The sequence below is a fragment of the Duncaniella muricolitica genome, from assembly GCF_910574735.1.
Classification (GTDB): Bacteria; Bacteroidota; Bacteroidia; order Bacteroidales; family Muribaculaceae; genus Duncaniella; species Duncaniella muricolitica.
In genome coordinates this window covers 1-9,870 of sequence record NZ_CAJTCF010000109.1, presented here as the reverse complement: position 1 = coordinate 9,870, position 9,870 = coordinate 1, and the positions used below count along the sequence as shown (strand labels likewise).

The 9,870-nt window shown below is 51.6% G+C and carries 13 protein-coding genes and 1 pseudogene; 5 read left to right on the top strand and 9 right to left on the bottom strand.

Going from position 1 to position 9,870, the window contains the following annotated elements; translation table 11 throughout:
- Positions 1-103: 103 nt before the first annotated feature.
- The 8 genes and pseudogenes from QGT73_RS16175 to QGT73_RS16140 all read right to left on the bottom strand — a co-directional run.
- A pseudogene (locus QGT73_RS16175) lies at positions 104-226 on the bottom strand (DUF6956 domain-containing protein); the annotation flags it as partial.
- Positions 223-456: a DUF3873 domain-containing protein gene (locus tag QGT73_RS16170; protein WP_004304291.1), complete on the bottom strand. Its 234-nt coding sequence runs from the start codon at positions 454-456 to the stop codon at positions 223-225. The gene QGT73_RS16170 and the pseudogene QGT73_RS16175, both read right to left, overlap by 4 nt.
- 19 nt (positions 457-475) lie before the next feature.
- Positions 476-733, bottom strand: coding sequence for a hypothetical protein (locus QGT73_RS16165; protein WP_004291531.1), 258 nt, complete (start codon positions 731-733; stop codon positions 476-478).
- 24 nt (positions 734-757) lie between these two features.
- Positions 758-2,089, bottom strand: a complete 1,332-nt coding sequence (locus QGT73_RS16160; RefSeq protein WP_004291532.1) for a PcfJ domain-containing protein — start codon at positions 2,087-2,089, stop codon at positions 758-760.
- Entirely contained in the window at positions 2,086-2,502 is a 417-nt protein-coding gene (locus QGT73_RS16155; RefSeq protein ID WP_004291533.1) for a PcfK-like family protein, read from the bottom strand. The genes QGT73_RS16160 and QGT73_RS16155 overlap by 4 nt, the downstream gene beginning before the upstream one ends.
- Before the next feature lie 13 nt (positions 2,503-2,515).
- Positions 2,516-2,737, bottom strand: a complete 222-nt coding sequence (locus tag QGT73_RS16150; protein WP_004291534.1) for a hypothetical protein — start codon at positions 2,735-2,737, stop codon at positions 2,516-2,518.
- 11 nt (positions 2,738-2,748) lie between these two features.
- Positions 2,749-2,964, bottom strand: a complete 216-nt coding sequence (locus tag QGT73_RS16145; RefSeq protein ID WP_004291535.1) for a hypothetical protein — start codon at positions 2,962-2,964, stop codon at positions 2,749-2,751.
- A 161-nt stretch (positions 2,965-3,125) separates the two neighbouring features.
- Positions 3,126-3,512, bottom strand: coding sequence for a hypothetical protein (locus QGT73_RS16140; RefSeq protein ID WP_009126113.1), 387 nt, complete (start codon positions 3,510-3,512; stop codon positions 3,126-3,128).
- A gap of 681 nt (positions 3,513-4,193) precedes the next feature.
- On the opposite strand from QGT73_RS16140, the gene QGT73_RS16135 reads away from it, so the two are divergent.
- From QGT73_RS16135 to QGT73_RS16115, 5 genes are read left to right on the top strand one after another with little or no spacing between them, the layout of a single operon-like run.
- Entirely contained in the window at positions 4,194-5,669 is a 1,476-nt protein-coding gene (locus QGT73_RS16135; RefSeq protein ID WP_280123127.1) for a 4Fe-4S binding protein, read from the top strand.
- A gap of 16 nt (positions 5,670-5,685) precedes the next feature.
- Positions 5,686-7,107, top strand: coding sequence for an aldo/keto reductase (locus tag QGT73_RS16130; RefSeq protein ID WP_280123126.1), 1,422 nt, complete (start codon positions 5,686-5,688; stop codon positions 7,105-7,107).
- A complete protein-coding gene (locus tag QGT73_RS16125; RefSeq protein ID WP_280123125.1) occupies positions 7,104-7,532 on the top strand; it encodes a DUF1893 domain-containing protein in 429 nt (142 codons plus the stop codon). Before QGT73_RS16130 ends, QGT73_RS16125 begins: the two co-directional genes overlap by 4 nt.
- Complete coding sequence (locus tag QGT73_RS16120; RefSeq protein WP_280123124.1) at positions 7,529-8,023, top strand: ECF transporter S component; 495 nt, start codon at positions 7,529-7,531, stop codon at positions 8,021-8,023. Before QGT73_RS16125 ends, QGT73_RS16120 begins: the two co-directional genes overlap by 4 nt.
- 5 nt (positions 8,024-8,028) lie before the next feature.
- Positions 8,029-8,853 carry a 4Fe-4S binding protein gene (locus QGT73_RS16115; RefSeq protein ID WP_280123123.1) on the top strand — a complete coding sequence of 275 codons (825 nt, stop codon included), beginning with the start codon at positions 8,029-8,031 and terminating at the stop codon, positions 8,851-8,853.
- Between the two features lie 100 nt (positions 8,854-8,953).
- Here QGT73_RS16115 and QGT73_RS16110 read toward each other — a convergent pair whose 3' ends face one another.
- Positions 8,954-9,757 carry a tyrosine-type recombinase/integrase gene (locus QGT73_RS16110; RefSeq protein WP_280123122.1) on the bottom strand — a complete coding sequence of 268 codons (804 nt, stop codon included), beginning with the start codon at positions 9,755-9,757 and terminating at the stop codon, positions 8,954-8,956.
- Positions 9,758-9,870 lie beyond the last annotated feature (113 nt).

Genomic DNA, 9,870 nt, shown 5'->3' with positions numbered 1-9,870 from the left:
ATGTGAAGTTTGTTTGGGATATTATGTTATTTAACAGATGAAAATCAGTAACTTAATAAAAATAAACCAAACAAACTTTACATAATTATTCCCTATACATAACGTAATCATCTATCCACCCCTTGAGGGTGTCCGTTCCCCACGCTCCGGTATCGTCAAAGATACCGTCCAATGCCGTGATAGGTTCGCTGAACTTGACTATCAGCGTTTGATAGGTCGTGTTCATAGTCTGTCCTCCTTTCCCTTCTTTGCGTTCAGCCACTTGTCCCGTGCGGCTCGGCACTCGTCCAACGTGGGTTTGACACAAGAGAACAATTCTCTGTCTATGGGGTGGCGGTAGTCGTACTGCACAAGTGTCCGCCTGCGTCTTCCGATACCCGATTGGAAACGCTCGTATTTCTCCGTACCTGCTTCCGCGCAGGTGCTTACTCCGTTGATGGTCATTCGTGTTGTCATAATGTTGCTTTTTAGATGGTTAAAAATGTACTGACAGAACTCTGTTCTTCATCACCATTTCGGGGTTGCTTGTGTAGCGTTGGTGCAGGTAGAAATGGTGTGAGCCGAAGCCGTAAAGGAAAAACTTGTCAAGTTCGTGCTTCTCGGCAAACTCCTTTACGCTCTTTCTCAATTCCCCCTCACTCGTTGTGAGAGTGAGGAGGTTCACAAATTCAAGGAACATCGTGGGGATTGCATCATCCCACACACAAATCATACTTTCAATTCTTACTTCCATATCAATGTTGTTTTAGGGGTTATGCTATGCCGCTTTCATCCGCTCACGGATAAGGTTGGCGTTCTTGTTCACAAGGTCTATGATGCGCTCGTGATATTCGGTGTCCTGGTTGTGCTTGCCGTGGCACTGCACCACTTCGAGGGTTCGCAAGTCCACCTCTACGGTTTCAATAATCTCATCGCCAATCCTTGCCGATAGTATGAGGGTGTCGGCTTTCTTGTAGTATCCACTGCCAAACACGCAGATGCCCTGCGTCTTGCCCTCGTTGTAATACTCGTCTATGCTTTCAAGCACCTTGACGATTATTTCCTCGTCCGTGATTACCAAGCCGAAGAATTTGGATTTGTTGGCGATGAAATCCTCCGCATCTTTCTTTCGTTGGAGTTGTCGCTGTTGCTCACGCTCACGCCTTTCAATCTCCCAACGGCGTTGCTCTGCGGCTCTTTCCTTCTCGTGTATGGCTTCAATTTTTCGGGTTGCGTTGTCGTGTGCCGCCATGAAATCTTCGGGACAGATGTTCTTCGGGTTACGGAGGTCTTGACCGAGTTTTTTGAGCATACGCAGATAGTCGCACCACATTGAGAGGTTGTCTATCTGATACTTGTGACGCTTGGCAATCAGATATGATGCCCAACATTCATCGGCAGTACGGGTATTGAAAAGAAAGTGTTTCATGACCTCAATCTCACCGCCTTTCATAAGGGTTTCAATTCTTGGGTCTGAAAGCAAGGCTTTGAAAAGACGCACGGGGGAGATGCCGTGGAAATCGCCCTTGAAGCCGTTACGTCTGAGTTGGGGCAATATCCTCATCTTTGGATATGCACAGCTTCTTGCCACCACATCATCGTATAGGCTGTTGTGCGGTCTTACCTCCATATCGCTGCCTAATGCCCACACATCGCAATAGCAGAAAAGGAAGCCACGGAGCAACGCCATGTCCGTAACCTTGCCGTCGGGTGAAATCCAACGCTGCACGACCTCGTGGCAGTAGAAACGCATCGGTTCGCCTTTCCTGCTCTCGCATCTGACCTGCGCCACGCGGATTACCTGATACCCTTTGCAGGTGGTTATCACGCTGAAATTCTGCGTTTCCTTGTAGATGCGTCTGCGTGTGTCCTGCACTTTGAGTTCGGCATGGCATTTGGGGCAGGTGCAGCCTTCAAGGGTGTCGCATAGTCCGCTGTCGCTGTGCCACTCGTGACCGCAGTCGGAACAGGTGATGTTCCCTTTCTTGGTGCGGTAGCCGATATGCTCAACGCAGTGGCGGTATGCCCAATCTATTTGTGTCGCTGATATGGGGCGAAGGTTGGCGGAAAGTCTTGCCACCTCTTTCTGTATCTTGGTCTTCGGTTTCATAAGCCTAAATCAAATAATGAGGGTTGGGGTTGGTTTTCTTTTCTCGCTGACGGTCTGTGGCGGTTCTGCAACTTGCGGAGTTCCTCCTCTTGGTATTTGCGGACAGCGTTCTGACGTGCCTCCGCCTTTTCCTCTGCCGTGAGTTTCACAACGTGGTTCACAACCACTTGGCAGTCCATCGGTTTGCCCACCTCTATCTCGTTTTCCTCATAGTAGTGGATGGCTTGCCCGAATATCTCTCCGTCCGTGAAACCGTTGCAACCGCTTTTCTGCACATAGTTCAGAATGTGGGTCACGCACTCGTCCATGTTCTTGGCAGGGTTGCGGTACTTCTTTGCAAATAGCGCATCTTCCTCCGCACGCTGTTCCAAGTACATATATATCGTTCTCTTGAAATGGTCTGTTCCTTTCATATCGCTGTCATTTTTAGATTATCTGTTTCAGTATCTCTCTCCAATAGGTCGGCTCTACCTCGCTGAGAAGGAAGTCCATGAAATCCCTCCGTGCGTCCTTGTTCAGTTCGTGGTACAATCTTCGGAAAGTTTCAAAATTGCCGTTGATGTACGTTTCCACCATATACACGAAGATGTTGTCCACCTCGTAATATCTGCACTGCTGCGCTGCCGTCTTGCTGTTTCTTTTTGCCATGTCGGTAAGGGTTAAAGGGTGAATAACCAAAGGATGAAGCCAAAGAAGGCAATGGTGGAAAGGATAGCCACGATTACACCTATCGCCACTCGGAACACTCCGTTTACAATCTCTCTGATGATGCCCCAAAGGATGCCGAACACCCCGAAGGCGGTGCGCATCATCAAGCCGCATATCGCCAACCCGATGTGTTGCGCCATTTGTCTGAAATTTGCCGTTGCCGTCATATCTTCGCTGTTTTTGATTTTTTTGTTTTTAATGCGGATTCAAGAGCTGAGGGAGTTGAGTTTCAAACTATCTTATCTGCCTCTCGTTTATCCGACATTTTTTTTATGCGTCTTTCTGTCGCATCGGTCGTTTTCGTTTCGGGTGCTTGAAAAGGTAGGGATTAGGGAATGCAAGGTTTTTCGGTCAAAATACTACCCGCAGGGCTGGAGATTTTTACCGAAAACAGGAGGCTTGACCTTGCTTTCCCGTCCAATCCCGGAATTACCTTTGCGCCCAGAACGAAAATGACTGACTGATGCGGCTTACTGAAAGGCGCAAAATGGAGGTAAACGAAAACAGAGGCAGATTGTGTAGAAAAAAACTTCAGGGGAAAATCCGTAAAAAAAAGAATCACCAAAAGGAAAAAGACATCACCGGAAGCGTGAAAAGGGCAAACCACAACAAAGGAAGTATGATTGTTTCCGATCCGACGGAACTTGTTCAGCCGGGTGGCAACAATCATTCTTCCCGGTTTGTCCGGCTGTGTGTGGGCGCCTGTTTCATTCATGGGGCAGGCTGACACACTCTGCATTCACTTTCCGCTTCCGGCAAAAGAGACAGCGAAAAAAGAAAAATCATTTGAAAACCCGTAAAAGCACCTCTTGGCATAGGCGCAAAAGAAAGGGGCATTGCTTCATCTGTCTAAACATCGTTTAGGCGTGAGGCAATGCCCTTTTCTCCAGCTATGCGGTAGTCGGCACACGTTTGTTCCAAACTCGTTTTGGGCAATGGTGTGCCGACGGACAATACCGCTTTTACGGAAAATTCTTATGAATGAGGGGATAAAAAACGGGAGTTTATATCAAAATCTCGAATTAAATAGCTACTTTTGCATACGAAGAGTTCTTTGAAGGTTACGCAACGCGCAGAAGGATAATGCAGTAGATAACTAACTAAATCGTAACCTATTACTATCAAGAGCAATTAACCTACGCTCATTTCCAATAAATTACACTCTTTTCGTAACTTCAGACTGCAAAATTACAAAATCCCCGGCGTATATGCAAAACAATCTCACCCCTCGGCCACCGTTCGATCATCCGGCAGAATCGGCAAAAATGGTATTTATTTATGTAAAATGTGTAGATATAAATTTGCAGGAATTTATTAATTTTGCACAATCAAGACCAATCCATACATCCGCCGCCACTGGGCAGATGGCCGCAACATCAGTGATTTTGTTATGAAGATATTGAAAAGGATACGCCGGACGCTCGCCATAGCGAGTATTATTATGGTGACATTACTGTTTCTTGACTTTACAGGCTCCGCCCATGCTTGGCTTGGATGGATGGCAAAAATACAATTTCTGCCCGCACTGCTCGCGCTGAATGTCGGAATCATCATCACACTTGTGGCCTTGACACTGATTTTCGGACGCATATACTGCTCGGTAATATGCCCGCTCGGCATCATGCAGGACGGTTTTGGATGGCTCGGCCTCAAAGCCCGACGCAACCGTTACAGCTACTCGCCGGCCAAGACCGCACTGCGCTACGTTATGCTTGCCGTGATGGTCGCCGCAATTATCGGAGGGGCCGGAGTCATCGTGGCGTTGCTCGCACCTTACAGTGCATACGGACGCATCGCCCAAAGCATATTGTCACCCGTCTGGCTGTGGGCCAACAATCTGCTTGCACAATGGGCCGAAAGCCACGACAGCTATGCTTTCTACGCCGTAGACATCTGGCTCAAAGGCGGCGTCACCCTCATGGTAGCCGCCCTGACTCTCGTGATTCTCGCCGTGCTCGCATGGCGCGGAGGCCGCACTTACTGCAACACCGTCTGCCCCGTAGGCACACTGCTCGGATTTCTCTCGGCTCATTCTCTCCTGCGTCCGGTCATAGACACATCGAAATGCAACGGATGCGGACTGTGTGCGCGCAACTGTAAGAGTGCGTGCATTGACAGCAAAAATCACACCATCGACTACTCTCGATGCGTCACCTGTATGGACTGCATCGGCAAGTGTCACAAGGGAGCGATATCCTACACTCTCGCCCGCACTGCGACCAAAACGTCAGGAGACGCGACCGACAATTCACGCCGACAATTCCTGACCGCGACAGCCGCAGTATCGGCCTCGATGGCTCTGCGCGCGCAGGAGAAAACCGTCGACGGAGGCCTGGCCGCAATCACCGACAAGAAAATCCCTGAACGTAAAACCCGCATAGTCCCTCCCGGAGCTTTGGGCATCGACAATCTATCGTCACACTGCACCGCATGTCAGCTCTGCGTTTCGGCCTGCCCCAACGACGTGTTGCGACCGTCGACCGACCTCGCCACACTCATGCAGCCCGAGTCGTCATATGAGCGCGGATATTGCCGTCCGGAGTGCACCCGATGCTCTGAAGTGTGTCCTACCGGAGCCATACGCCCCATATCGGTGGCCGACAAATCATCGGTCCAGATAGGACATGCCGTCTGGGTCAAAGCCAACTGCGTGCCGCTGACCGACGGAGTGGAGTGTGGCAACTGTGCCCGCCACTGCCCCGTGGGAGCTATCTCCATGGTTGCCTCCGACAGCGGCAATCCGTCATCGCCCAAAATCCCCGTGGTCAACACCGAACGGTGCATCGGCTGCGGTGCGTGCGAAAACCTGTGCCCGGCACGTCCGTTCAGCGCGATATATGTCGAAGGGCATGAGAAACACCGTGAAATCTGACAAGTCATCTCTACCAATGAATAACTCTAACAGCAATATCAATAATAGTCCCCGTTCGCGTCGCGACTTCCTGAAACGTATCGGTCTCGGAGCCACCGTGACAGGTCTCGCCCTGGCCGGATGTGAAACAGTCGGAAAGAAAGCAGCCGGAGGGCTGTCGGCCTCTGCTGCGGTCCCCGACGGCAAGATGACCTACCGCACAAACCCAAAGACCGGCGAAAAGGTGTCGATACTCGGATATGGCTGCATGCGCTGGCCGACAAAACCCGACGAAAACGGCGGTGACGACGTGATTGACCAGGAGACGGTCAACCGTCTCGTCGACACTGCCATAGCCCACGGCGTGAATTATTTCGACACATCGCCCGCCTACTGCAAAGGGCTCTCCGAACGTGTCACAGGCATAGCACTGAGCCGCCATCCGAGAGACACATATTATATCGCTACCAAACTCTCCAACTTCTCTCCCTCCACATGGTCACGCGAGGCGTCACTGGCAATGTATCACAATTCGCTCAAGGAACTTCAGACCGATTACATCGACTACATGCTCCTCCACGGCATAGGCATGGGTGATGACGCCATGAAGACGTTTGAGGACCGTTACATCAACAACGGCGTGCTCGACTATCTCATGGCCGAACGCGAAGCCGGACGGATACGCAATCTCGGATTCTCCTATCACGGCGACATCGCAGTGTTTGACCGACTGCTGGCCGAACACGACAGATACAAATGGGATTTCGTGCAGATTCAGCTCAACTATGTCGACTGGAAGCATGCCAAGGAAGTAAATCCACGCAACACCGATGCCGAATATCTCTATAACGAGCTTGACCGTCGCGGCATCCCGGTAGTCATAATGGAGCCCCTGCTTGGCGGACGCCTGTCCAAAGTGCCCGACCATATCGTAACACGGCTCAAACAGCGTGAGCCCGAGAGGAGCGTGGCGTCATGGGCTTTCCGTTTTGCAGGCTCACCCGAAAGAGTGCTGACAGTGCTCAGCGGCATGACCTATATGGAACATCTCGAGGACAATCTTCTCACATATTGTCCTCTCGACCCGCTGTCGGAGGAAGAGACACAGTTTCTCTACGACACGGCCGATCTGATGATGACCTATCCGATCATCCCGTGCAACGACTGCAAATACTGTATGCCTTGCCCCTATGGCATCGACATACCATCCATATTGTTGCACTACAACAAGTGTATCAACGAAGACAACGTGCCGGCGTCGACTCGCAGTGCCAACTATGCCTCGGCCCGTCGCGCTTTCCTTGTGGGCTATGACCGCTCCGTCCCGCGGCTGCGTCAGGCCAACCACTGCATAGGATGCAACCAGTGCTCACCCCACTGCCCGCAAAACATTGACATTCCCTCCGAGCTGCAACGCATCGACCGGTTTGTCGAAATGCTAAAGACCAATCCGTCATGACGCCACGCCGACAGGAGACAGTCGACATGCTCCACACTCTGGGATGCTCATGCATCATCGACAACGGGACCGACAGGACAATCTGTCATGAACGCGGAGTCAAAGACCTGCTACGCATCCTCACCGCAACCCCTGCCCTGCTTGCCGGCAGCTTCATCGCCGACAAGGTTGTCGGCAAGGGGGCAGCCGCCCTCATGACGGCAGGAGGCGTTGCCGCAGTCTATGCCGACACCATAAGCCGGCCGGCACTCGCAATGCTCTCCTCTTATGGCATCACGGTCACATACTGCACATGCGTCCCCAATATCATCAATCGTTCCGGCACAGACATTTGCCCGGTCGAGCGGCTGTGTGCCGATGCGTCCACTCCGGCTGAATGCCTGCCGCTCATCCAATCGTTTGTCAATTCACTTACCCAACAATGACCCTCACACTCACCACCCTACGTTTCAAAGAGACCGAGACATATCTCATGGCGGCACTATTCATCGCAGGAAACATAGTGTTGCCCCAACTGTTTCACCTCATCCCTCAGGGCGGCATCATCTGGCTGCCAATCTACTTCTTCACACTCATAGGAGCCTACATGTATGGATGGCGCGTAGGACTGCTCACAGCATTGGCGTCACCCGTCATCAACTCACTCCTTTTCGGCATGCCGCCAGTGGCAGCACTTCCGGCCATCATGCTCAAATCCACGCTTCTCGCAGTCATAGCCGGACTCACAGCCGCCCGTTTCCGCCACACATCCCTGCTGTTGCTCATAGCTGTAGTGCTTGGCTATCAGACCCTCGGCACCCTCGGCGAGTGGGTGATGAAAGGCGACTTCATGCTTGCCTGTCAGGACTTTCGCATGGGCATCCCCGGCATGCTTCTCCAGATAGCCGGAGGTTATCTAATTTTACCGAAAAAATAGCAGCCATGACACTACGCACCGTAACATTCTCACCTACCGGCACTACAGCAAAGATAGTCAGTGCCATTGCCTCGGGCATCATGGACACAATAAAATGTGAATCCATAATCTGCGACACCACCTATCGACCTGCCGAGACGTTCGTGGCCGGCCCTGACGATATCACCGTGATAGCCGCTCCCGTCTACGGAGGCAAAATGGCACCTATAGCCAAAAACCGCCTGACCGCAATCAAAGGCCCGGACTCCCCGTGTGTGCTCGTAGCCGTCTATGGCAACCGCGCTTTTGAAAACGCGCTCAACGACATGGCCGACTTTGCCACATCACTCGGTTTCATGCCCGTAGCCGCCGGAGCATTCATCGGCGAACACTCCTACTCATCACCGGCTACCCCGATAGCTGTCGGACGCCCCGATGCCGACGACATGGAGACCTCCCGTGAATTTGGCCGCAACATCGGCCGGCACCTCTTGGCCGGGACGCTTGAACGGATCGACACGACCCTGCTCCATGACCGCCCGTCGCCTGAAGAGTCTCTGCTCAACTTCCGCAACTTCGTGGCCGGCTATCAAAAACAACAGGCAGTCACGCCCCGCAAATTTCTACCCGAGGTCAACACTGCCTTATGCTCACAGTGTGGCCAATGTATCGACATATGCCCTGTCGGAGCTATCGGCGACGACTGTCTGAGCGTCGACGGCTCGAAGTGCATCAAATGTTGCGCCTGCGTGAAGAGATGTCCGGCCAATGCCCGCTCACTCCACTCTCCGTTCGCCCCGATACTCTCCCAAAACTTCGACCTGCCAAAAGCACCGGTCCTCAGTCTGTAAAAAACGCCACACCCCTCCAAGAGTCACAGCCCCTGTATATGCCCATCCATGACGCATACACAGGGGCTGAATCTTTACGGCCCGACTCTTCTTACCGCCTTCACCAGTTGACTATCTTATCGACAATCGTCTGTTGCTCTGTGGCAGTGCGTCGCAGATATATACGGGTAGTCTCGATACTCTCATGACCCATGAGATCGGCAAGAAGCGCGAGATCATTGTATCGTTCGAGAAAATTTTTGGCAAAACGGTGGCGGAACGAATGCGGATACACGACAGCCGTATTTATGCCATACCTCCCTGCAAAAAGTTTCAGTTGCTGGGCAATGCCTCGGGCCGTTATGCGTTCGCCAAAACGATTGAGAAATATATAGCCCGACTCGATGCGTCTCTTTCCGAGCCATTGCATCGCCTCGGTGCGCAGCCTCCTGGGTATGTAGAGACGCCTCATCTTGCCCCCCTTGGAATAGATGTCAAGATAGCCTTGCTGCACATGCTCGGCCTTGATCTGCAACAGTTCGCTCACACGGGCTCCGGTGGCCGTAAGAAACCACACTACAAAATACCACGACGTGTGGCCTCCGTTCTTCAGACTCGTCTTTAGAAATCTGTAATCGGCATTGCTGATGACATTCTCAAGAAAATTCTTCTGCTGCACCTTTACGAAACTCATTTTAAGCCGGTCTTTCTTCATATACTCCAGATATTTATTGATAGCCTGCAACCGCAGGTTGACAGTCTGCGGCTTATGGTGTTCCATAAGATAACCCTTGTAAGCCAAAAGGTTTTCGCGTGTCACCTCCGGATATTTTTCAAGAAAATCGGTCACGGTCCACACATACGAACGTATGGTGTTTGGTGCCAGATCCTGGCGCATAAGAAATGTTTTGTACCTGTTTATCATATACAATGATTCGGTAAAATTTGAGGTCGTTCAGTCTTGGCTAAGCCGCTAACTGAGCCAACCGATGGTTTATTTTCTGAATTATTTTTAGATGCGGAGATTTTCCGCAAGTC

Bases quoted from the DNA above. Each gene is read 5' to 3' on its own strand.
- QGT73_RS16115 (WP_280123123.1), top strand. From the start codon at position 8,029: ATGACACTACGCACCGTAACATTCTCACCTACCGGCACTACAGCAAAG.
- QGT73_RS16125 (WP_280123125.1), top strand. From the start codon at position 7,104: ATGACGCCACGCCGACAGGAGACAGTCGACATGCTCCACACTCTGGGA.
- QGT73_RS16130 (WP_280123126.1), top strand. From the start codon at position 5,686: ATGAATAACTCTAACAGCAATATCAATAATAGTCCCCGTTCGCGTCGC.
- QGT73_RS16145 (WP_004291535.1), bottom strand. From the start codon at position 2,964: ATGACGGCAACGGCAAATTTCAGACAAATGGCGCAACACATCGGGTTG.
- QGT73_RS16120 (WP_280123124.1), top strand. From the start codon at position 7,529: ATGACCCTCACACTCACCACCCTACGTTTCAAAGAGACCGAGACATAT.
- QGT73_RS16140 (WP_009126113.1), bottom strand. From the start codon at position 3,512: ATGAATGAAACAGGCGCCCACACACAGCCGGACAAACCGGGAAGAATG.
- QGT73_RS16110 (WP_280123122.1), bottom strand. From the start codon at position 9,757: ATGATAAACAGGTACAAAACATTTCTTATGCGCCAGGATCTGGCACCA.
- QGT73_RS16160 (WP_004291532.1), bottom strand. From the start codon at position 2,089: ATGAAACCGAAGACCAAGATACAGAAAGAGGTGGCAAGACTTTCCGCC.
- QGT73_RS16155 (WP_004291533.1), bottom strand. From the start codon at position 2,502: ATGAAAGGAACAGACCATTTCAAGAGAACGATATATATGTACTTGGAA.
- QGT73_RS16150 (WP_004291534.1), bottom strand. From the start codon at position 2,737: ATGGCAAAAAGAAACAGCAAGACGGCAGCGCAGCAGTGCAGATATTAC.
- QGT73_RS16170 (WP_004304291.1), bottom strand. From the start codon at position 456: ATGACAACACGAATGACCATCAACGGAGTAAGCACCTGCGCGGAAGCA.
- QGT73_RS16165 (WP_004291531.1), bottom strand. From the start codon at position 733: ATGGAAGTAAGAATTGAAAGTATGATTTGTGTGTGGGATGATGCAATC.